The sequence below is a fragment of the Stenotrophomonas sp. TWI700 genome (assembly GCF_039673645.1).
GTDB classification, from domain to species: Bacteria; Pseudomonadota; Gammaproteobacteria; order Xanthomonadales; family Xanthomonadaceae; genus Stenotrophomonas; species Stenotrophomonas maltophilia_AA.
In genome coordinates this window covers 368621-389963 of record NZ_JBDJMB010000002.1, presented here as the reverse complement: position 1 = coordinate 389963, position 21343 = coordinate 368621, and the positions used below count along the sequence as shown (strand labels likewise).

Here is a 21343-nt window from a genome sequence, read left to right as displayed (position 1 = left end):
CCTGCAGGCGCCTTCACAAGATACCTGCGCATACTGTCAAAGAACTTGGGAGTCGGCCTCAGCGCCTTCCTCCGTGTGCCCCGACGTTTCCGTCGTTGCGAGCCGCCCATTGTAGACCGGCTTATCTGCTTCGTCAACACCTTTTTTCAAGGCCGCTTCACCGTAGTGAACCGTTGTTGCCGATGCCGCTTCGTCGTTTGCCCCGAGAGGCTTTCGTCGTTGCGAGCCGCCTATTATGTCAGGCTTTTCGTTTCCGTCAACACCTTCTTTCGAAGCTTGTTGTCGTCGCTGCGGGTGGGTGTTCACCGGGGTGAAGACCGCGTCGCAGCGAGGGAGCGAATACTAAAGACTTCTGAAAATTCGTCAAGCGTTTTCGTCGATCTTTTTCATCAACGCGTCATTCCTACGTGCTGCTCATCAACAAGCGCGGCAGCACGCGCGTTGCGCGTGCTGCCGCTGGCTTGCTAACAATGCATCTCTTGTCATCAGGAATGCATGCGATGTCTGCGGTCGGCAAACGTTCGTTGTGGCGCGATCTCTCTCTGCCCGCGGTGATGGCAGGCTTCATTACGGTATTGGTGGGCTTCGCCAGTTCGGCGGTGATCGTGTTCCAGGCCGCACGTGCAGTGGGCGCCGATCAGGCGCAGATCGCCTCATGGATGTGGGCGTTGGGCCTTGGCATGGGCGTGACGTGCATTGGTCTGTCACTGCGTTATCGGATGCCCGTCGTCACCGCATGGTCGACGCCGGGTGCGGCCATGCTCGTGGTGGGTGCGAGCGCCGTCGGCTACAGCGATGCGATCGGTGCGTTCGTCCTTGCCGCGGTGCTGGGGATGCTGGCCGGCTTCTCGGGAATCTTCGCGAAGGTGATGAAACGTGTACCGATGGCGTTGGCCGCCGGCATGCTCGCCGGTGTACTGCTGCGCTTTGGGCTGGATGTATTCGTCTCCATGGGCACTCAGCTCGGGATGGCGCTGGCGATGTTCACCACCTGGCTGGTGGGGCGAAGGCTGTTCCCACGTTACGCGGTGATCGCCACCCTGCTTGTAGGTGTGATGGTCGCGGCCGGCCAGGGCCTGCTGCATATGCAGGACGTACGGCTGGAACTGGCGACGCCGGTGTTCACCTGGCCGACGCTGTCGTGGTCGGCAGTGTTCGGCATCGCCCTGCCCCTGTTCGTGGTCACCATGGCCTCGCAGAACATCCCGGGCGTGGCGGTGATCCGCGCCTCCGGCTACGACACGCCGGTGTCGCCGGTGATCGGCTGGATCGGGGTGGTCAATACGCTGCTTGCCCCCTTCGGCGCCTTTGGGCTGAACCTGGCCGCCATCACCGCGGCGATCTGCATGGGGCGCGAGGCACACGAGGATCCGGCGCGGCGTTACACCGCAGCGGTGGCCGCGGGCGCCTTCTATATCGTGGTCGGGCTGTTCGGGGCGACGGTGGCGGCCGTGTTCGCCGCCTTCCCCAAGGAACTGGTGGCCTGCGTGGCCGGTATCGCGCTGTTCGGCACCATCGCCAACAGCCTGGCGATGGCGCTGCGTGAGGAGGCCGATCGCGAGGCGGCGCTGGTGACGTTCCTGGTCACCGCCTCGGGCCTGTCACTGGCCGGGATCGGCTCGGCGTTCTGGGGGCTGGTGGCCGGCGGCATCTGCCTGGCGGCGCTGCGACCGCGCCCTGCCTGATGCGGCCGGGGCAGCGCGCAAGGAGCGCCCTGCCCCGTCCATGACTTACTGAAGCGGCAGCACCCGGAAGGTCTGGGTCAGGGTGTGGCTGGCACCCGCCGCCAGGGTCACCACGTCCGGACCGGCGTTGGCCGCTTCCAGGCATACATAGTTGCGCCAGCCGGCCCCGACATCGGCCATCCTGCTGGCGCCCGCCTCGCCCGGGTTCCACGCGACCAGCGAGCGGCTGCCGGTGGTGATGATCTCGATGCGGCGCTTCAGGCCCGGGTCCTTGAGCAGGTAGCGGCCGCCGGCCTGCGTATAGATGCGGTCGCTGCGGCCGGGATCGCGCGGGTCGCGCAGGCTCCACTCGCCCTGCTGCCGGCGCGGCGCGGCATAGTTCTCGAACTTGTCCAGGTAGGACAGACCGTCCAGGCCTTCGACGCTGACCTGCATCGCGTCGCTGACATGGAAGTAGTTGTGCAGGGCCTGGGTGAAGGCGACCGGCTGCCGGCCGGTGTTCTCGGTGATCAGGCGCTGTTCCAGGGTGCGGCCGATCCGCAGTTCCATGCGCAGGCGCAGGTCCAGGTTCTCCAGCACCGGCGGGGCCAGGGTCAGCACCATCGTGCCGTCAGCCTCGCGGCGTGCCTGCTGCAGGGTCCACGGCACGTTGCGGACGAAACCGTGCGAGGGCACGTCATTGCCCTGCCCCTGGCGGCCGAAGTAGGGCCAGCACACGGGGGTGCCGCCGCGGATCGGCGTCGGCAGCGGCTGGGCACTGGGCGAGAGCCACATCACGTCCTGCCCGCCCTTGGGCACATAGGACAGCAGCTGGCCGCCGAACACGCTGATCGCGGCGGTGGCGAACGGGGTCTCGACCGTCCACGCGGGGAAGCCCTGCACATCGGCCAGGCTCAGGCCGGGCACCTTGGGCAGGGCAGCGCGCGGCGCGGCCGGGGACTGGACGTACTGGGCATGGTTCGGCGGCAGGGTGAACACGGTGGATGCGGGCATGGTCGGCGTTGAAGAAGGAGGAGCACCGCGCAGGACGGTAAGGATGCGCTGGCCGGCACGGCCATCCGCAGGGGTCCAGCCCAGCCGCTGTTGTTCGGCCTGGATGGCGCGGCGGGTCGCGGTGCCGATCATGCCGTCCGCAGTACCGATATCGTGGCCGCGGGCCAGCAGCAGGGTCTGCAGCTCGCGGCGTTCGGTCCGGCCGATGCCGGGATCGTCGGTCGGCCAGGCCGCGACGATACCTGTTCCACCGCGCAGGCGGTCGGCCAGCGTGGCGATGGCCAGGGCGTAGCTCTCGGCGGCGTTGTAGGCGTAGATCGCGTCGTAGTTGCGGAACACCAGCCAGGCCGGGCCCTTGGCACCGGTCGGGAGCAACAATGCCGCATTGCTGTCGGCCGGGAGTCCGGTAGGCGCCAGGGCACCCCCGGCGATCGGCACGATGCCCAGCGCGCGCCAGTCGGCCAGCGGCTTGCGCTGGGTGCGACCGGCCAGGCCGGCGTTGAAGCCGGCCGGAATCTTCACCTCGACGCCCCACGGCTGCCCGGTGCGCCAGCCGGCCTTCTTGAGGTAATTGGCCGTAGACGCCAGGGCATCGGGAATGGACGCGACCAGATCACGACGACCATCGCCATCGCCGTCCACCGCGATGCGTGCATAGGTGGAGGGCATGAACTGGGTGTGGCCGAACGCGCCGGCCCACGAGCCGGTCAGGCCTTCGGCACGCAGGTCGCCGGCGTCGATCAGCTTGAGCAGCGCCAGCAGTTCGCCCCGGAAGAAGGGCTGGCGGCGGCCTTCGCAGGACAGCGTGGCCAGCGACTGCAGCAGCGGGCGCTTGCCGAACACGCGCCCGTAATCGCTCTCCACCCCCCAGACCGCCACGATCGTGGCCGGATCGACGCCGTACTCGGTCGATACCCGCGCCAGCAGATCCCGGTGCTCGGCCAGGCGGGCGCGCCCATCCGCCACGCGCTGGGTATCCACCAGGGCGGCCAGGTAATCCCACAATGGCGTGGTGAACTCCGGCTGCGCATCGAGCAGCGGCAGCACGCTGGGATCCGGGGTCAGCCCGGCGGTGAGCACGTCGAAGCGCTCGCCCGTGACGCCCTGCTTGCCGGCCTGCGCCTTGAGCGTGCCCAGGCACGTGGAGAAGGCATCCGGCGCGGCGATCGCGAGCGACGGTGCGCCGAGACACAGCCCGGCCAACAACAGGGGCGACCATCGCATCGGCGGGAGTCCTTGCAGCCAGTGGACCTGCATCATAGCGGCAATGCCGCGCAGGTCAGGCCGGCTGCAGCAGGCGCAGGCCGAAGGCGGGATCGGTGGCGTTCCAGTGCGCCGTCACCTGCAGACCGGCGTCCGCAGCCATCCGGGCGAACACCGCGTCGGTGTACTTGTGGCTGTACTCGACGGTCATCGCTTCACCTTCGGCGAAATCGAAGCTCTGCCCATCCACATGCACGCGCTGGTCGCGCTGGCTGACCAGTTCGGTTTCGATGCGCAGGCGCGGCACGCTGTAGCGGGCGCGATGGCGGAAGCCGTCCAGGTCGAAGTCGCTGCCGATGTCGCGATTGAGACGACGCAGCAGGTTGAGGGTGAAGTCGGCGGTGACCCCGGCAGCGTCGTTGTACGCGGCCTCGATCAACGCCGCATCCTTGTGCAGGTCGATGCCGATCAGCGCCATGCCCTCCGGACCCATGGTCTGGCGCATCGCCTTCAACAGCGCGACCGCCTCGTCATGGGCGAAGTTGCCCAGCGTCGAGCCGGGGAAGAACACCAGACGGCGGGCCGGTTCGCGCTGTGGGGACGGCAGCTGCACCGGCTGGGTGAAGTCGGCACACACCGGCAGCATTTCGATGTCCGGCAGCGACGCGGCCAGCCGGCTGATGCTGTCCAGCAGTGCGGCGCGGGAGATTTCGATCGGGGTGTAGGCGACCGGATCGCGCAGCGCATGCAGCAGCAGTTCGGTCTTGCGCCCGCTGCCGCTGCCCAGCTCCACCACATGCAGGTGCGGGCCGACCACCTTGGCGATATCCCGCGCGCAGTCCTGCAGCAGCTGCAGCTCGGTGCGGGTCGGGTAGTACTCGGGCTGCCGGGTGATCTGCTCGAACAGCGCCGAGCCGTGGGCATCGTAGAAGTACTTGGACGGCAGCTGGCGCGGCGTGGCCGAGAGCCCGCGGAGGATGTCGGCGGTGATCTGGTCGCGATCCGGCTGCAGATCGGTCAGTGCGTCGAGCGCATCCCGGACCGAACTCATGCGGCGTCCCGTGCAAGGCGCACGCCGGCGAACTGCCACCGGGCCGACGGGGCGAAGAAATTGCGGTAGCTGGCGCGCAGGTGATCCGCCGGGGTCACGCAGCTGCCGCCTCGCAGCACCCACTGCCCGCACATGAACTTGCCGTTGTACTCGCCCAGGTTGCCCGGGAAGGTGCGGAAGCCCGGATACGGCCCATAGGCGCTGCTGGTCCATTCCCAGACATCCCCGAACAGCTGGACCATGTCGCCGTCCTCCTCCGCGCCGCCGGGGTGCAGCTGATCGGCCTCGACAAAGCGCCCCCGCAGCGGACGGCCCGCGGTCGCTGCTTCCCACTCGAACTCGGTGGGCAGGCGGGCGTCCTGCCAGCGCGCATACGCGTCGGCTTCGAAATAGCTGAGATGGCAGACCGGTGCGTGCGGATCGAGCGCGCGCCAGCCTCCAAGGGTGAACTCGCGCTCCAGTGCGTCGTCCCAGTACAGCGGATGCTGCCAGTGCTGGTCCTGGCACAGCGTCCAGCCCTCGCTCATCCACCAGCGCGGCTCGCGGTAGCCGCCGGCCTGCACGAACTGGCGGTACTCGTCGTTGCTGACCGGGCGGTTGGCCAGGGCATGGGCGGGGACCAGGGCACGGTGCACCGGCGATTCGTTGTCATAGGCGAACGTGGGCTGGGTCGGCCAGACCGGCGCGCCGATCTCCACGATCTGCTCGGGACTGCTGAGCCACTGCAGCGGCAGCGCACGCGCCGGCGTCGCCACGAGGTCATCGCGGTAGGCGGGCTGCAGCGGGTTGGACCAGAACGCGTGCTTGATGTCGGTCAACAGCAGTTCCTGGTGCTGCTGCTCATGGTGCAGGCCGAGCAGCAGCTGCTGCTGGGCCTGCCCACTCAACGTGCCGGCCTGCAGTGCGGCGATCACGCGATGGTCGATCTCGGCGCGGAAGCGCAGCACCTCGTCCAGCGTCGGCCGCGAGAGCAGGCCGCGCTGGGGACGCGCATGCGCCGGGCCGATGCTCTGGTAGTAGCTGTTGAACAGGTAATGCCAGTCCGCATTGATCGGCACGTAGCCGGGCCGGGTGGCCAGCACGAAGCGCTCGAAGAACCAGGTGGTATGGGCCAGGTGCCATTTCGCCGGGCTGGCGTCGGGCATGCTCTGCACCATGGCATCTTCGGCGCTGAGCGGCGCGGCCAGCGCGACCGTGCGGGCGCGCACGCCTGCATAGCGGGCGGCCAGCGACGACGGCGGGGCGGCAGTGAGGGGTGGTGCGGCAGCAACGGCGGTATTCATCCCGATCAGGATCGACCAGCCGGGGTGAGTGCCACGTCATGGCACGGCATCGGTACGGTGACAGCGCTCAAGTTGAATGCGCTTGGGCCGCTATCGGGGAGACCCCTTGCCTGTGTTGTCCGGTTTGCACGCTGCAGCCACGGCGCGCCGGCCCACCACTGGACCCCTACTTGCGGACGCACCTGCTACGCCAGCCCAGCCACTATCTGTTCGTGCTGCCTGCCGTGCTGGTGGCCGTCGGGCTGTGGGGCGCCACGCCGGCGGCCGAGGTCGGCAATCCCGTGCACCGCCTGCTGCCGCTGGTGCTGGCCTGCCTGGGCGTCGGCCTGGGACTGATCTACGCCCGCGTGCGGGCCGTGTGCCTGATGCTGGCGATCGCGCTGGCCTTCGCCGTGCTGCACGGCGTGGTCGGCACCTTCCTGCGCCAGGGCACGATCTCGGCGCTGACCCCGCTGATCTTCCATGCGGTGTCCTGGTGGCTGCCGCTGCTGTTCCTCTTGCACGGGCTGTGGCCCGAGCGCGGGCGGCTGCGCCAGGACCTGCTGCTGCGCGGCGTGGTCAGTGGAGCCGCGCTGGGGATTTTCCTGCTGCTGGCGGCACAAGGCCCCGACGGCATGCAGGCGCTGCTGTCGGACCGGCACCTGGCGTGGTTGCCCGGTGGCTGGAGCGCGCTGGCCCAGTTCCCGGCGCTGCTGTTCGTGGTGGCCACCGCAGCGCTGGCGGTGCAGGCCTGGCGCCGGCCGCGTCCCCTGCACACCGCCCTGCTGGTCGCCCTGCTCTGCCTGTGGTGGATGTTGCCGCGGGTGTTCGTCTCGCCCGCGCTGTTGCCCTCGGTCAGCTGCATGGCCCTGCTGCTGATCACCTCGGCGATGCTGCAGGAAGCCTTCCACATGGCCTACCGCGACGAACTGACCGGCCTCCCCGGGCGCCGGGCCTTGAACGAGTGCCTGCAGCGGGTCGGCACGACCTACACCATCGCCATGGTGGACGTGGACCATTTCAAGCGCTTCAACGATACCCATGGCCACGACGCCGGCGATGACGTGCTCAGGCTGGTGGCCGCGCGCCTGGCCGACATCGGCGGCGGTGGCCGCGCGTTCCGCTATGGCGGCGAAGAATTCGCGCTGGTGTTCCTGGATCGGCCTGCCCCGGCCTGCGTGGCGGCGGTGGAGGAGATCCGCGCCCGGATCGAGGGCGGGCGCATGCACCTGCGCGACCGCGCCGCGCGCAGCCGCGATGATGCGGCAGGGCAGCTGCAGCGCGGACGCGGGGGCAGCGGCGAGGTGGTGCAGGTGACGGTGAGCATCGGCGTGGCTGACAGCCGGGTCGCCGACAGCCCGCAGGCGGTGATCAAGGCCGCCGACCAGGCCCTGTATGCGGCCAAGGACGCCGGCCGCAACTGCGTGCGCGCGCATGGGCAGCAGGGGACCGTGCCGGTGCGCACGGCCGCGCTCGCTCAGGGCACTGCGTCGAGATAGAACCAGCGGCCGTCTTCGCGGACGAAGCGGCTGTGTTCGAGCATCTTCACCGCGCTGCCGCCGCCGACCTTGTAGCGCGCAGTGAAGCGGACCTGCGCATGATCGGCATCCGACCGGGTATGTGCGTGGATCGTCAGCCCCAGCCACTGCGTGCGCTGCCCGGGTGCTTCATCCAGCGACAGCTCGGCCGGACGCGTGGACGGGTGCCAGCTGGCCAGCAGGTAGTCGGCCAGGTGGCGCACGTAGGCGCTGTAGCGCGAACGCATCAGCGCTTCGGCATCCGGTGCGGGGGTGCCGGCATGGTAGAGGCCGCAGCAGGCGGCGTAGGCCAGCGGGCGGCCACAGGGACAAGGATCGGAGGGGACGATGGTCATGGGGGTATTGTCGCGCGATGGGCGGGCGTATGCTGGCGCGCCTTCTGCCGCGATGTGTTGCCGTGCTTGAGCTGGTTCCCCCTGAGCTGTTGTGGTTGGTGGCGATTTCCTTCATCGCCGGCCTCGTCGATGCCGCCGTGGGCGGCGGTGGGCTGGTGCAGTTGCCCGGGTTGTTCACAGTGTTGCCGCAGCACACGCCGGCGATGCTGTTCGGCACCAACAAGTTCAGTTCGATGTTCGGTACCGCGGCTGCGGCATTCCGCTATGCGCGCAATGTGCGCTTCCCGTGGCGGCCGGTGCTGTTCGCGGCGGGCACGGCCTTCGTGTTCTCGTTTGCCGGGGCCACGGCGGTCAGCCTGCTGCCCAAGGACGCGGTCCGCCCGCTGGTGCTGGTGCTGCTGGTGGCGATGCTCGGCTACACGCTGTGGAAGAAGGACTTCGGTGCCCTGCACCGCCCGCGCGAGATCGGCCGCAGGGAGCTGGTGACTGCGCTGGCGATCGGTGCGGTGATCGGGTTCTATGACGGCTTCTTCGGGCCGGGCACGGGCAGCTTCCTGATCTTCCTGTTCGTGCGCTTCTTCGGGCTGGACTTCCTGCGTGCGTCGGCCGCCTCCAAGGTGGTGAACGTGGCCACCAACGTGGCGGCGATCTCGTTCTTCGTGCCGACCGGCAACATCCTGTGGCTGTTCGCGCTGCCGATGGCCGCGGCCAACATCATCGGCTCGGTGGTCGGCACGCGGATGGCGCTGCGCGGTGGCACGCCCTTCATCCGCAAGCTGTTCGTCGGCCTGGTGGTGGTGCTGATCGCCCGGATGGGCTGGGATACCTTCGCCGGTTAGCCGGACGGGCCAGCCCTGGGGCTGACCCGCCGATGGCTCAGCGCTTCGGCTTGGCCAACTTCTTCGCGGCGGCCTTGGTGGCGGCCTTGGTGGCCGTCTTTTTTGCAGCTTTCTTTGCCGGCGCCTTGGCCGCGGCCTTGGGTGCTGCCACCTTCGAGCGCGATACCGGTGCCGGTGCGTCCACGGCGTCCCCCTCGGCGTCGGCCTGCCCGGCGGGCGATCCGGCGATCACCTGGTCGGCAACCTCCTTCGGCGCATCGACCACGTCAGACGCCGCGATCGCCGCGGGTGCCGGTGCCGATACCGCGGCCGTCTCACCCGCGCGGGCCCGCTCCGGCAGCTTCAGGCGCCGGCCCTCGTCGTCGTACTCGATCAGCAGCACGCCGGAATCATGGCGACCACTGATTTCCACGAAGCAGGCCCCCCCGATGAAAGGCTCCAGCGTCATCACCGACTTCAGCGGGGTGGCCACGACCATCTGGAACCCGAAGTTGTCGAAGATGTTCATCGCCAGCGCGGTGAACTCGTTGTCGGCCTTGTCGAAGGCTTCATCGAGCACCACCGCCGCGTAGCTGGGCAGCTGGCCGTCGGCACCACCGAGCTGGTAGCGCAGCGCGGCGGCCAGGCAGGTGGTCGCGAGCTTCTGGCGCTGGCCGCCGGACTTGCCCGCACCGCTGCGGTAGATCTCGACCTGCTGGCGGGTGGCGGCATCGAGTTCGACGCCGACGAACTCCACGTGCAGGCGCACGTCCAGCACCAGCTCGCGCCAGCGCTTGTCCTCGCCTTCCTGCGAGCCGAGCTTGGCGACCAGCTCACGCAGCACCGCGAACTGCGCTTCGGCCAGTTCGCGCTGCTCGGTCTGCTGCTGGGACAGCACGTCGCGCAGGCGCTGGTGGAAATCCAGTACCTCGGGCAGGCGGCGGTCGGTGAGTTCGATGGTCAGCAGGGTGCCGCGGTTGAACGGCACCTGCTCCAGCGAGGCATTGACCTCGTCCAGCCGCTGGGCGATCGACTTGCGCGCCTCGGCCGTGTGCCGCTGCAGGGCCAGCAGGTTGTTCTTGCTCTGGCTCTGCAGCAGATCGAAGAAGCGCGCTTCGTGCTGCGGCAGGCCATCGTTCTCCAGCCGCTGCAGGCGGGCGAGGAAGTCTTCAGCACTGGACAGGCTGACGGTGAAGTCGCCGCTGTCTTCCGGCCAGGCCTGGCAGTAGCGGCGGAAGCAGCCGAGCAGCAGGTTCTCCAGGCGGTTGTGTTCGGCCTGGGAACCGCCGAGCTGTTCGTTGAGCGTGTTGCTGATCTGCCGGAAGTGGGCTTCCAGGTTTTCCAGGCTGAGCACGCCGAGCGCTTTGACGCGTTCGTCCAGGCCCTGCTGCTGCAGCGGCGTGACCACGCGCTTGGCCAGCGGCGCGCACTGCTCGTGCAGGCGTTCCAGGCGTTCGTGCTCACGGCCGAGCTGGCCGCGCTCCACGCGCACGTCTTCATAGGTGCGCTTGGCCTGGGCCACATCGGCCCGGGTCTTCTCGATCTGTTCGCCCAGCCTGCGCAGATCGGCATTGCCTTCGCGCAGGTCGTGCAGGGCCTGGGCGATATCGTCCAGGCGCTGCAGCGGTGCGGCCACATCGATCTCGTCCCAGCCCAGCGTGCACAGCTGATGGCAGGCCAGGCGGGCCTTGCCGTCCTGTTCGCGCTGCGCGCGCAGGCCGGCCACGTCGCTGTCGCAGGCGGCGATGCGCTGGGCCAGTTCGATCGCTTCGCGCTCGTACAGGTCCAGCTTGTCGCGGTTGTTGAAGCCGAGCAGCCAACGACGGCGATCGCTGATGTTGTGGCGATCGTCCTTCTCGAAGCGCTCGCCCGGGTGCTTGACCTGGCCTTCCTTGGTGATGCCGCGGTCGGTGTCGCGCAGATGACGTGCATCCACGCATTCGTAGTCGAAGCGCTTGCCCAGCTCGCGGCGCAGCCAGCCGGCATAGCCGTGCTCGCGCAGCTCCAGCTTGTGCAGCAGCGAACGCGCGCCCGGCTCACGGCCGTGCAGCGCATCGTCGTTGCGGCGCACCCGGTAATACACCAGGCGGGTACCAAGGTGGGTCTGGTTGATCCACTCCGAAACCTGGGCGTGGTGGCGCTCATCGACCAGCAGCGACTGCGCGAAGCCGTGCAGCACGCGCTCGATGGCGCCCTGCCATGCGGCGTCTTCGTCGCGGACCTGCAGCAGTTCGCCCACGAACGGCAGCGCTGCTTCGGGAATGCCGGTGTCGCTGCTCAGCCGCGCGCGCAGCTGCTGCATCGGCGCGGGAATGCTGGACGGGGTGCGCTTGAGCGCGTCCAGTTCCGAACGCACCTCGGCGAAGCGGCGCTCGTCGTCGCGCTTGCCCCCCATGCGTTCGGCGATGGCCTCATCCAGTTCGGCCGCGGCGCGCTGGCCGTCGTCCAGGCGGGCCTGTGCGCGAGCGAGCTGTTCGGCAAAGCCATGCGCGCTCTCGGCCAGGGTTTCCCCCAGTTCGCGGCTGGCATGGTTGGCCTGGCTGCGCTTGGCGAGGCGGCGGTCGCGTTCCTGGGCGACACGGCCCTGCTCGCGTTCCAGCTCTTCGATGCGTTCGCCGCCCTGCTGGCGACGCTGCGCCTCCAGTTCGGCGAGGTGGCTTTCATGGTTCTCCAGCGCACTGCGGCGCTGGCCTTCTTCCCCGGACAGACCGCGGTCGCGGGTGTCCAGTTCGAGCAGACGGGCCTCGAGCAGGGCCAGGCGACGCTGCTCGCGCACGCCGTCGATGCCCAGCTTCATCTCGTCCAGGTCTTCGCGCTGGCGGCGCAGTGCCTGCAGGTCGGCGTAATGCCCACGCGCCGGCAACAGGGTCTCGACCTGGCGACGCGCGGTGACCACGGCCTGGTGGGCGCCATCGAGTTCGGCGAAATCATCGACCAGCCGCTCGGCCGCATCGAAGGTGCGCGGTGCATCGAGCATGAAGTCGCGCAGGAACACGTTCAGATCGCCGAGGTTCTTCGCCGACTGGGTCTTGTGCAGCAGGCGCAGCGCCATCTCGTTCTCGATCCCGAGCACGTGGCGGAAACGTTCGGCGTAGCTGGCGAAGCTGTCGAAGTGATGCACATCGCCCAGGCGCTGCTTGAGCTTGCGCAGGTCCAGGTCGAAACCACCGAGGTCGCGTGCGATGTCGAAGCTGCGCTCGGCCACCATGTAGTGCTTGCGCACATCGGCCGCGGCGGCGCCGTTGCCGGCGATCCAGAACAGGCGCACCAGGCTGACGATGCGGCCGTCGTTGCTGCGGTATTCCAGTACCAGCGCGGTCCAGGTGGCGCCCTTGCGCAGGTACTGGGTGGCGATCTCGCCGGTGCCGCTGTCCTGCTGGTCGGCCCAGGCGCCACGCACGTAGGAGACCAGGTTGCGGTCGCGGCCGCTGCGTTCGGCTTCGCGCGCGGCGGCGTTGAAGTCGACCAGGGCCGGCGGCACCAGCAGCGCGGACATCGCATCGAGCAGGGTCGACTTGCCCGAGCCGGAGCGGCCGACGAACAGGAAGCCGCGTTCGGCGATCGGCACTTCGGTCAGGCCGGAGAACGTGCCCCAGTTGTGGACCTGCAGGCGGCGCATGCGGAACTGCTGCGCGCGCGGATCGGGCTGGTCGCCGGGGAACAGGGCGGGTGCGGGAATGTGGACGGTCATGGCAGGGCTAGCAATCCAGGCAGGGCAGCGGCGCGCGGGCGCGCGCTCAGGCGTCGAGGTCGGCCGGCGCTTCGCGCAGGCGGCGGTACACCTGCGCCAGGGCGGCGACATCTTCGGCGGAGAACATCAGTTTCAGTGCCGGCGAGACTTCATGACGCGCATCGTCACCGCCGAGGCGGGTGAGGATGTGGTTGTCCTTCATCTTCTGCACGGCACTGGCGACGCGGCGGTTGAAGCCGGCGCGGTCGGTGGACAGGTGGCGCTCGTACACGGCCAGTGCTTCGGCCAGTTCGGCATCCTCGACCACCGCGCGCACGCCGCGCGCATCGGCTTCGGCCAACTGCTGGCGCAGGTGCAGCAGCAGCACCGAGTCGATGAAGGTCAGCGGCGAGGTACGCAGCAGTACCGGCGCATCGATATCTTCGGTATCGGCCTGGCGGGTGAAGGCAACCCCGCTCTCGCGGTCCAGCACCAGTTCCAGGAACAGGTCCGAGAGCGCCGAGCGGATCGCCGCTTCGCTGCGGAGCAGCGCCGGCCACAGCTTGGCGTGGCGCAGCTGGTCGATGCTCGGGCCGATCAGCAGCTGGCACAGCGCGCGGCGGCCATCGAGCGGCAGCCGGCCGGTGTCGCCCATGTAGAACACGTCATTGTTACGCCGCAGGACGGGCGTCACCACGACCGGTTCGTCGTCGTGCTCGTCTGCGCCGCCGTCGATCGGGGCGTCGGTGGAATGGTCATGCCAGCTCATGGCGTTTCTCCTGGGTGAACCAGATCAGCGGAATGCGGGCGCGACGCCAGTGGCCATCGCCGCCGCGCCATTGCGCGATCTCCTGTTGGTCGGCGGCGACCTCGCCATGGCGGGTGCCAAGGGAGAGGTAACCGATGATGCTGCCGAGGCCCTGCGGGGCCTCGCGGTGTTCAAGCACCTGTGCGATCGACAGCCGCGGCTGCGCGCCGAGCAGGTCATGCAGGTCGCGGCGCAGGGTGCGGAAGTCGATTTCCGAGGCCGCCACCAGATCGCCGACGCTCTCCAGCGAGATCGCGGCGGTGTCGTTGCGCTGCACGCTGCCATCGACCTGCGCCTGGCGCGGATCATGCAGCTTCCATTGCGAGAGCGAGCGCAGCCGGCTGGTGGTGAGCTGCAGGTCGCGGCCGATGGAGCGCTGCGCCGGAATGTGATCGCGCAGGCCCAGCGCCTCGCCCTGGGCCTGCTTGAGCAGCTGGTTGAGGCGGCGCTGTTCCAGGTAGCCACGGCTCTGCACGAAGCCGCGCAGGCTGCGTGCGAAGTGCTGCAGCACGTCGTGGACCTGGCCACCACGCTCGAGCATGGTGGTGGTGAAGCCGCGCAGGAAGGTGCGCTCGTTGCGGTCCAGCTTGCGGGCGAAACCACGCGCGAGCACGGTCTCCAGCGCGGCATCGAGCTGGGCACTCTGTTCGGCATCATTGAGCAGGCGCCAGAACGCCTCGAAGCTGCGCCCGGCGTCGCTGTCCCCGATCACGTCCACGCCTTCGAACAGCTTGGACAGCACGTCGCCGCGCTCGCCTTCGTCATCGATGATGCGTTCGCGGAATTCACGGTTGAGGCGTTCGAAGTCGTCGCGCACGCGGCGGAAGTCTTCGGTCAGCTCGTCGGCCAGGCCGATGATCTGGCGGGTCCGCTCCAGCGCGCGCTTGCCGTCCAGCGAGGAGACCTTGCCGCCGCTGACACGGGCGATCTCGGCATCGATGCGGTCGCGCTCGTCGCGCAGCGCGGACAGGCGGGCATCCGGATTGGATTCGGTCAGCGCGGCCAGCTGCGAGAGCTGCTCGATCACCAGCGCCAGGCGGCTCTCGGTAGCGGCGGCGCGCGCCTGCTCCAGGCTGTCGGCAAAGCGGATCGCCTGCGCGGCCTGGGTGGACAGTTCGTACTGTTCCTGGTCGGCGCCTTCGGGCAGGCGGCGTTCCAGCCAGCCCTGGGCCAGCCAATGCGCGATGTAGGCCTGTGCGGTGCGCGGCAGGTCGCGCGACAGCTCATCGGCCTTGAGGTCATCCAGCGCGCGCTGCAGGCGTTCGTGCAGCACCGCGGTGGACAGGGTGCGCTCGTCCTGCATCAGCAGGCTCTGCAGCAGGCCGATGATCTCCGGCGCGTGATCGGCCGCCAGCAGCTTCCACTGCGACTGTTCGCGCAGGTGGCGGTAACGGGTAATGCGCTCGCGATGTTTCATTCGAGACCGGGGACAGGAAGACGGGCCGCGCGGATCGCGGCGGCCGGGAGGGAAACGGGACGCGCACGCACCCGCAGGGCCGGGCCGAAGCCCAGCACCTGCCGGTCGCGCGCGACAGCGCGGGGAATCAGCGCTTGCCGCCCACTTCGATGAAACGCAGGAACTCGGCGCGGGTGCGCGCGTCCTCGCGGAAGCTGCCCAGCATCTTCGAGGTGACCATGCTGACGCCACGCTTGTGGATGCCGCGGGTGGTCATGCACTCGTGCGCACCTTCCACCACCACGCCCACGCCGACCGGCTGCAGCACGTCCTGGATGCACTGGGCGATCTGCGCGGTCATCTTTTCCTGGACCTGGAAGCGGCGTGCATACGCCTCGACCACGCGGGCCAGCTTGCTGATGCCCACGACCTTGCCGGCCGGCAGGTAGCCGACGTGCACGCGGCCGATGATCGGCGCCATGTGGTGTTCGCAGTGGCTTTCGTACTCGATGTCGCGCAGCACGATCAGTTCGTCGTAGCCGGCCACTTCCTCGAAGGTCCGCTCCATGTAGGCGCGCGGGTCGTCGCGGTAGCCGCTGAACCAGTCGCCATAGGCTTCGGCAACGCGGCGCGGGGTATCCAGCAGGCCTTCACGGGTCGGATCTTCACCGGCCCAGCGCAGCAGGGTGCGCACCGCCGATTCGGCCTCGGCCTGGGTGACGGGGTTGGCGTCGTTGTCTTGCTTGCTCATTACATACAGCACCCGAAGGGGGGCGAGCATCGTACCCGACAGACCCCTCGGGCGTCCTGCGCGGCGGCGCCCCGGCCCGCCCTGGCAGGCGCTCATTGGGCCGCGGTTGTGCCACGGGTATTGATAGGACGCGAATTAGTAGTATCCTATCTATTCTGATGAACCGATCCCTCGACGAACGTACCCAGCTGCAGATGCAGCTCAGTTCCGGCCTGCTCTATGCAGGGCGGCAGTGGCAGCGCCTGGCCGACCAGGCCCTGGGCAGCTACGGCATCTCGGCCGCCTGCACCATGCCGCTGCTGATGATCGGGCGCGCCGGCGGGGGTATCCGCCAGGTGGCCTTGGCCCACCAGCTGGGCATGGAAGGCCCCTCGCTGGTACGCCTGCTGGACAAGCTGGCCGCCAGCGACCTGGTCCGCCGCGAATGCGACGCCAGCGACCGCCGCGCGAACCTGCTGTGGCTGACCGACAAGGGCGAGGCCCTGGTCAGCGAGCTGGAAACCCAGTTGATCGGCCTGCGCCAGGACGTGTTCGGCGAGCTGACCCTGGATGAACTGCGCACCGTCCTGAAGCTGTGGCAGCTGCTGGCCGATGCGGCCGACCGCGTGACGTAAGCCTGTTCCCCCGTTGTACCGCCCGGTGTCGTACTGCGACGGCATGACGTACGACGACCCACGGTCGTCGCCTACCTTTCTCCAGTGAACCCTTTGCCTCGATGTACGGTGAATTCAGTCTCTATGGTGTGTTCGTCCCGACCCTGCTCGGGCTGATGCTGCTTGCCTACCTGCTCAAGAGCGGGTTGCGCGTGGTCCTGCAGCGCACCGGCGCCTACCGCCACATCTGGCACCCCGCCCTGTTCAACCTGGCCGTGTACGTGATCGTGCTCGGCGGGTTGTTTTCCCTGATGCGTTGGATGCAATCGTGAACAAGATCCTCAAGCAGACATTCCCGGTCGTGTTGACCGTCGTGGCCGTGGTGGCTGCCGTGCTGGTGCTGCGCCACCTGTGGGCGTACTACATGGACGAGCCGTGGACGCGCGATGCGCACGTCAGCGCCGACGTGGTGCAGGTCGCGCCGGACGTGTCCGGGCTGGTGGAGGCGGTGAAGGTCGCCGACAACCAGCCGGTCAAGCGCGGTGAGGTGCTGTTCGTGGTCGACCGCGCGCGCTATGAGATCGCGCTGGAACAGGCCCAGGCCGCGCTCGGCGAACGCCGTGCCACGCTGGACCAGCTGCGCCGCGAGATCGCGCGCGACCGCAGCCTGCAGGATCTGGTCGCCGCCGAGGACGCCGAAGTGCGCCGCGCCAAGCGGCTCGCCGCGCAGGCCTCGATGGCCACCGCGCAGGCCGCCGTGGATCTGGCCAAGCTCAACCTGGCGCGTACCGAAGTGCGCAGCCCCAGCGATGGCCACGTCAACGACCGCACCGTGCGCGCGGGCGACTACGTGACCGCCGGGCGCCCGGTGATGGCCGTGCTCGATACCGGCTCGTTCCGCGTGGACGGCTACTTCGAGGAAACCCGCCTGCAGGGCGTGCATGCCGGCCAGAAGGTCGACATCCGCCTGATGGGCGAAGCGCAGCCGCTGCAGGGCCACGTGCAGAGCATCGCCGCCGGCATCGAAGACCGTTACCGCAGCGAGGGCAGCAGCCTGCTGCCGAACGTGACCCCGGCCTTCGACTGGGTGCGACTGGCCCAGCGCATCCCGGTGCGCATCCATATCGACCGCGTGCCGGCCGGGGTGAACCTGATCGCCGGGCGTACCGCCACGGTCACCATCCAGCCGGACACCGCCCCGGCCACGCCGGCGCAACCGGCACGGACGGCGCTGTGAACCGCCCGGCGCTGCACCGCATCGCGCTGGGGCTGGCGCTGACCACGCTGGCCGCGTGCCGCACCGTCGGCCCGGACTACGCGGTGCCGGCCGGGTCCGCTTTCCAGCGGCCGGAGGCGAGTGCCGCCTTCCTCGAGACCGGCAACCCGCAGGTCGCCGCTGGCGCCGCGCTGCCCGCGCGCTGGTGGGAGCTGTACCAGGACGACACCCTCAATGCGCTGGTGCAGCAGGCGCTGCGCGACAACGTCGAACTGAAGGTCGCCGATGCCAACCTGCGCCGTGCCGCCGCCGTGTATGAGCAGGCGCTGGATGCCGGTGGCGTTGAGTACGAGGCCGAGGCCGGGGTCAGCCGCGCGCAGCTCTCGGCCGAATCATTCCTGCTCGAACACGAACTGCCGCCGATCAACCTGGCCGACGGCAAGTTCGCGGTGTCCTACCAGTTCGATCTGTTCGGCAAGCTCAAGCGCGCCTCCGAGGCCGCGCATGCCGACGAGCAGGCTACCGCCGCCGCGATGGACCTGGCACGCGTGTCGCTGGTCGCGCAGGTGGCCGGCAGCTACGTCGACATCTGCCACGCCAACCATGAGCTGCACGTGGCCGAACACTCACTGCAGCTGCAGCAGCGCAGCCGCGAAGTCACCCAGCGCTTGATCACGGCCGGCCGCGGTACGCCGCCGGAGCTGGCCCGCGCCAATGCCCAGGTCGCGATGCTGCAGGCCGCGCTGCCGCCGCTGCGTGCACACCGCCAGGCCTCCGAGTACCAGCTGGCCGCCCTGCTCGGCCGCACCCCGGGCCAGCTGCCCGAGGGCGTGAGCGACTGCAGCCAGGCCCCGACCCTGGCCCAGGCGCTGCCGATCGGCGATGGCCGCTCGCTGCTGCAACGCCGCCCGGACATCCGCCAGGCCGAGCGCAAGCTGGCCGCTGCCACCGCGCGGATCGGCGTGGCCACCGCCGAGCTCTACCCGGACATCCGCCTGGGCGCCTCGGTCGGTGCGGCCGGCCTGCTGGAAGATTTCGGCACGCCGCTGACCCAGCAATGGTCGATCGGCCCGCTGATTTCCTGGACGCTGCCCTCCTCCGGCACGCACGCCCGCATCCACGCCACCGAAGCCGGTGCCGACGCCGCGCTGGCCGAGTTCGACCACAGCGTGCTGCAGGCGCTGCGCGAAACCCAGACCGCGCTGAGCCGCTATGCCCAGGATCTGCAGCGCCTGCAGTTCCTGCAGCAGGCGCAGCAGCAGGCCGACCTGGCCGCCAGCCAGAACCGCCGTCTGTACCAGGGCGGACGCACGCCCTACCTGGCCAGCCTGGATGCCGACCGCAGCCTGGCCAGCGCCGATGCGACCCTGGCAGAGGCGCAGGCGCAGGTCTCGCGCGACCAGATCCAGCTGTTCCTGGTGCTCGGCGGCGGCTGGAATGCCGACGCCGTCGCCACCGGCACGGCCGCGAGGTAAGCCATGCTGCTGCTGGACAGACAGGCCTGGTTGTTCTCGGTCAAGACCTTCCTGGCGGCGATCGCGGCGCTGTACATCGGGCTGGCCGGCAACCTCTCGCGCCCCTACTGGGCGATGGCCACGGTCTACATCGTGACCCAGCCGATGCTCGGCCCGACCCGCGCCAAGGGTGCCTACCGCATCCTCGGCACGCTGATCGCCGGCGCGGCCACGCTGTGGATGCTGCCGCACCTGGTGGAAACGCCACTGCTGCTCAGCGCGGCGATGTCGCTGTGGCTGTCCGCGTGCCTGTTCATCGCCCTGCTCAACCGCGGCCCGCGCGGCTATGCCTTCCTGCTGGCCGGTTACACCACCGCCTTCATCGGTTTCCCGGCGGTGACCTCGCCGGACACCATCTTCGACACCGTGGTGGCACGCAGCGAGGAGATCATCCTTGGGACTGTAGTGGCCGTGCTGTTCGCCTCGCTGTTCTTTCCCGCCTCGGTGCGGCCGATGCTGCGCTCGCGGATCGGCAGCTGGATGGGCGATGCCGCCGACTGGTGCCGGCAGATCCTGACGCGCGGCCATGCGCACGGCCCGCGCAACCGCCTGGCCGCCGACCTGGTGCAGTTCGAAGCGCTGATCGAATTCATGCGTCGTGACGATCCGCGCCATGCCGGTGCGGCGGTCTCGATGGAGCGACTGCGCGAGCGCATGCTGCTGATGCTGCCGGTGCTCTCTTCGATCGCCGACCGGCTGGGTGCACTGCGTGCGGGTGGCCGCGCGCTGCCGCCCGGGCTGGAGCCGTTGATCGCCGATCTGGCGCACTGGCTGGAGCAGCCGGGCCGATCCAGTGCGAGCGCCTACGCCACGCTGCGCGCGCGCATCGTCGCGCTCAAGCCGGCGGTGGACGGCGAGCTGGATCACCTGCTGCTGGTCACCCTGCTGCTGCGCCTGGAAGAACTGGTCGACCTCTGGCAGGACTGCACCACCCTGCACGCAGCCATCGACGAAGGCACCGCGCCGAGCGATACCGCGCACTACCGCGTGCGCACCCAGCGCGTGGACCACGTACGCCACGTGGATTACGGCATGGCGCTGTTCTCCGCGGCCAGTGCCGGTGTCGCCCTGATGACCTACTGCGTGCTGTGGATCGGGCTCGGCTGGGAAGGCGGTGGCAACGGCGCGATGATGGCCGCGGTGGCCGCCGCGTTCTTCGCCGCGCAGGACGATCCCGCGCCGAGCATGCTGTCCTTCCTGCTGTGGGCCATCGTGGCCAGCCTGGTGGCCGGCGTGTACCTGTTCGGGATCTTCCCGGCGGTGCACGACTTCGGCAGCCTGGTGCTGGTCCTGGCGGTGATCTTCCTGCCGCTGGGCCTGCTGCTGCATCGGCCCAAGACCGCGCTGATCGGCCTGCCGCTGACGGTGAACCTGGTGGCGCTGCTGAACGTGCAGAACACCTACAGCGCCAACATCCAGAGCTTCATCAACTCGGCCGTGGCGATGTTCATCGGGATCGGCTTTGCGGTGGTGATGACGCGGCTGTTCCGCTCGGTGGGTGCCGAGTGGACCGCGCGCCGGCTGGTGCGCCAGGGCTGGAACACGCTGGCCGATGCGGCCGAGGGCCGCGGCCAGCAGGACCGCCAGCAGTTCGCCGCGCGCATGCTCGATCTGCTCGGCCTGCTGGCACCGCGCCTCGCGGCCACGCCGGAAGGCAGCGACATCGCCTCGGTGGACATGCTCACCGAAGCGCGGATCGGCCTGAACATCCTGCAGCTGCGCCGCTCGCGGCACGGCCTGCCGGCGGCCAGCGTGGCCGCGATCGACGCGATCCTGGACGAAGTGGCGGCCCATTACCGCGCGCAGGCGGCGCGTCGGCGTCCCCTGCCCGCCTCCACCGGGCTGCAGGCCCGGCTGGAGGCCTCGCTCAAGCGCGTGCAGACCGTGGAGGCCGGCAAGGCCCGCGATGAGGCCCTGATGGGCCTGATCGGGCTGCGCTATGCGCTGTTCCCCGAGGCACCGGTGGCCGCAGCGCCGGCCGAGACCACCGCAGGTCCACCCGGCCTGCCCGCGCCGCGCTGAACCGGCCGGGGGGGGGGCCGGCCGGTCCGCGCCGATCAGGGCTATCCTGACGCATGCATTTGCGCATGGATCAAGGTGAGTCCCGATGAGTTACGACCTGATGGTGTTCGACCCCGCCGTCGCCCCGCGCGAGGCCGAGGCCTTCCTGCAGTGGTATGACGCCCAGACCGAGTGGAACGAGACGCACGACTACGACGACCCGAAGGTGTCGGTACCGGCGCTGCAGGCGTTCTTCGCCGCGCTCGCCGAGCATTACCCGCCGATGGACGGCCCGCTGTCCGATGAGGAAGACGACCGCCCGGAAGTGACCGACTACAGCATCGGCCAGCACGTGGTCTACGCCTCGTTCGATGACGAGGTGGCCGAGAACGCGCACGGCCTGGTGCAGGTGCTGGCCAACACCCACCAGCTGGGCTTCTTCGATGTCAGCGGTGACGGCGCCATCGTGTTCCCCGATGGCACCGTGGTGATTCCGGAGTAAGACCGGA

The 21343-nt window shown here is 69.2% G+C and carries 17 protein-coding genes and 1 pseudogene; 10 read left to right on the top strand and 8 right to left on the bottom strand.

The features are described 5' to 3' along the window. A partial coding sequence (locus ABE473_RS03520; protein WP_346488512.1) for a hypothetical protein occupies nucleotides 1-468 on the top strand: 468 nt, incomplete at its 5' end. A 32-nt stretch (nucleotides 469-500) separates the two neighbouring features. Continuing rightward, on the top strand, nucleotides 501-1685 hold the full coding sequence (locus ABE473_RS03515) for a benzoate/H(+) symporter BenE family transporter (protein WP_346488511.1): 1185 nt from the start codon (nucleotides 501-503) through the stop codon (nucleotides 1683-1685). A gap of 45 nt (nucleotides 1686-1730) precedes the next feature. Here the strand turns inward: ABE473_RS03515 and ABE473_RS03510 are convergent, their stop codons facing one another. Genes ABE473_RS03510 through egtB form a run of 3 tightly spaced genes read right to left on the bottom strand, consistent with a single transcriptional unit; the run spans nucleotide 1731 to nucleotide 6215 of the window. Then, nucleotides 1731-3902 (bottom strand): lytic murein transglycosylase, encoded by a 2172-nt coding sequence (locus tag ABE473_RS03510; RefSeq protein WP_346488510.1) that lies wholly within the window; start codon nucleotides 3900-3902, stop codon nucleotides 1731-1733. Between the two features lie 55 nt (nucleotides 3903-3957). Next, nucleotides 3958-4932: an L-histidine N(alpha)-methyltransferase gene (gene egtD / locus ABE473_RS03505; protein ID WP_346488509.1), complete on the bottom strand. Its 975-nt coding sequence runs from the start codon at nucleotides 4930-4932 to the stop codon at nucleotides 3958-3960. Beyond that, nucleotides 4929-6215, bottom strand: a complete 1287-nt coding sequence (egtB, locus tag ABE473_RS03500; RefSeq protein WP_346488508.1) for an ergothioneine biosynthesis protein EgtB — start codon at nucleotides 6213-6215, stop codon at nucleotides 4929-4931. Before egtB ends, egtD begins: the two co-directional genes overlap by 4 nt. A gap of 170 nt (nucleotides 6216-6385) precedes the next feature. On the opposite strand from egtB, the gene ABE473_RS03495 reads away from it, so the two are divergent. Then, nucleotides 6386-7693 carry a GGDEF domain-containing protein gene (locus ABE473_RS03495; RefSeq protein ID WP_346488507.1) on the top strand — a complete coding sequence of 436 codons (1308 nt, stop codon included), beginning with the start codon at nucleotides 6386-6388 and terminating at the stop codon, nucleotides 7691-7693. Here ABE473_RS03495 and ABE473_RS03490 read toward each other — a convergent pair. Beyond that, the gene (locus ABE473_RS03490) at nucleotides 7672-8067 is read right to left on the bottom strand and encodes a YchJ family metal-binding protein (RefSeq protein WP_346488506.1); all 396 of its coding nucleotides are present in this window, start codon (nucleotides 8065-8067) and stop codon (nucleotides 7672-7674) included. The two genes, ABE473_RS03495 and ABE473_RS03490, sit on opposite strands and share 22 nt — an antisense overlap. Nucleotides 8068-8129: 62 nt before the next feature. Here ABE473_RS03490 and ABE473_RS03485 point away from each other — a divergent pair, with 62 nt between their 5' ends. After that, entirely contained in the window at nucleotides 8130-8906 is a 777-nt protein-coding gene (locus ABE473_RS03485; RefSeq protein ID WP_179460694.1) for a TSUP family transporter, read from the top strand. Between the two features lie 37 nt (nucleotides 8907-8943). On the opposite strand, the gene ABE473_RS03480 is transcribed toward ABE473_RS03485, so the two are convergent. The 4 genes and pseudogenes from ABE473_RS03480 to folE form a co-directional block, all read right to left on the bottom strand. Next, nucleotides 8944-12576, bottom strand: a complete 3633-nt coding sequence (locus ABE473_RS03480) for an SbcC/MukB-like Walker B domain-containing protein (RefSeq protein WP_346488505.1) — start codon at nucleotides 12574-12576, stop codon at nucleotides 8944-8946. A gap of 46 nt (nucleotides 12577-12622) precedes the next feature. Beyond that, a pseudogene (locus ABE473_RS03475) lies at nucleotides 12623-13222 on the bottom strand (DUF4194 domain-containing protein); the annotation flags it as partial. An 88-nt stretch (nucleotides 13223-13310) separates the two neighbouring features. Further along, nucleotides 13311-14780, bottom strand: a complete 1470-nt coding sequence (locus tag ABE473_RS03470; protein ID WP_346478949.1) for a DUF3375 domain-containing protein — start codon at nucleotides 14778-14780, stop codon at nucleotides 13311-13313. A gap of 127 nt (nucleotides 14781-14907) precedes the next feature. Further along, entirely contained in the window at nucleotides 14908-15510 is a 603-nt protein-coding gene (gene folE / locus ABE473_RS03465; RefSeq protein ID WP_019183982.1) for a GTP cyclohydrolase I FolE, read from the bottom strand. Between the two features lie 158 nt (nucleotides 15511-15668). Between folE and ABE473_RS03460 the strand changes: the two genes are divergently transcribed. The 6 genes from ABE473_RS03460 (at nucleotide 15669) to ABE473_RS03435 (ending at nucleotide 21336) form a co-directional block, all read left to right on the top strand. Beyond that, nucleotides 15669-16124, top strand: coding sequence for a MarR family transcriptional regulator (locus tag ABE473_RS03460; protein ID WP_121043644.1), 456 nt, complete (start codon nucleotides 15669-15671; stop codon nucleotides 16122-16124). Nucleotides 16125-16225: 101 nt separating this feature from the next. Then, entirely contained in the window at nucleotides 16226-16435 is a 210-nt protein-coding gene (locus ABE473_RS03455) for a DUF1656 domain-containing protein (RefSeq protein ID WP_019183984.1), read from the top strand. Next, nucleotides 16432-17340 (top strand): HlyD family secretion protein, encoded by a 909-nt coding sequence (locus tag ABE473_RS03450; protein ID WP_346488504.1) that lies wholly within the window; start codon nucleotides 16432-16434, stop codon nucleotides 17338-17340. Before ABE473_RS03455 ends, ABE473_RS03450 begins: the two co-directional genes overlap by 4 nt. Continuing rightward, nucleotides 17337-18794: an efflux transporter outer membrane subunit gene (locus ABE473_RS03445; RefSeq protein ID WP_346488503.1), complete on the top strand. Its 1458-nt coding sequence runs from the start codon at nucleotides 17337-17339 to the stop codon at nucleotides 18792-18794. Before ABE473_RS03450 ends, ABE473_RS03445 begins: the two co-directional genes overlap by 4 nt. 3 nt (nucleotides 18795-18797) lie before the next feature. Then, complete coding sequence (locus ABE473_RS03440; protein ID WP_346488502.1) at nucleotides 18798-20855, top strand: FUSC family protein; 2058 nt, start codon at nucleotides 18798-18800, stop codon at nucleotides 20853-20855. 85 nt (nucleotides 20856-20940) lie between these two features. Next, entirely contained in the window at nucleotides 20941-21336 is a 396-nt protein-coding gene (locus ABE473_RS03435) for a hypothetical protein (protein ID WP_088435243.1), read from the top strand. The last annotated feature ends 7 nt before the right edge of the window (nucleotides 21337-21343 follow it).